This window comes from Pseudoalteromonas luteoviolacea NCIMB 1944 (assembly GCF_001625565.1).
GTDB classification, from domain to species: Bacteria; Pseudomonadota; Gammaproteobacteria; order Enterobacterales; family Alteromonadaceae; genus Pseudoalteromonas; species Pseudoalteromonas luteoviolacea_F.
This window is the reverse complement of the sequence record NZ_AUXS01000060.1, coordinates 1-711: the sequence shown is the minus strand read 5'-3', so window position 1 is coordinate 711 and position 711 is coordinate 1. Positions and strand designations below refer to the sequence as shown.

Annotated in this window: 1 protein-coding gene; it reads right to left on the bottom strand. The window is 46.0% G+C overall.

The genetic code is table 11. From position 1 onward, the window contains the following. Positions 1-496 precede the first annotated feature (496 nt). A partial coding sequence (locus N483_RS27325) for a hypothetical protein (protein ID WP_196764419.1) occupies positions 497-711 on the bottom strand: 215 nt, incomplete at its 5' end.

Here is a 711-nt window from a genome sequence, read left to right as displayed (position 1 = left end):
GCTCCCACCACCAATAAACATAGATTGCGGGGCGAGCCCACAATGACGGGCTTAAATACCTAAGCCTACAATGACTAGCCAATCCAATTGACATGTCTTAAGCATCAAATCCAAATGACTGGTCTTAAACATAAAGGCACGCCCCCTCCCTCGTCACCCTGAACTCGTTTCAGGGTCCATAGTGCAAAAGTCTAAGGTGAAGCAAGCTGTTTTATCAGTTGCCGAGGTAGTTACCTATAATACGCTCCCACCACCAATAAACATGGATTGCCGGGCAAGCCCACAATGACGACCTTTAACACCAAAGCTCAAATGACAGGCCTTATACACCAAAGCTCAAATGACAGGTCTCAAACACCAAGCATTACCTATCCCTCGTCACCCTGAACTCGTTTCAGGGTCCATAGTGCAAAAGCCTCATGACCAAGCACCTAGCGACGACATTATTTTTGCGTAAGGTGAAGCGAGCTATTTTATTAGTAGTCGAGCAAGTCACCTATAATACCAACCCACCACCAATAAACATGGCTTGCGGGACAAGCCCACAATGACGAACCTTTAATACCAACCCACCACTAATAAACATGGATTTCGGGGCAAGCCCACAATGACGAACCTTTAATACCAACCTACCACCAATAAACATGAGTTGCGGGGCAAGCCCACAATGACGAACCTTTAATACCAACCTACCACCAATAAACATGGATT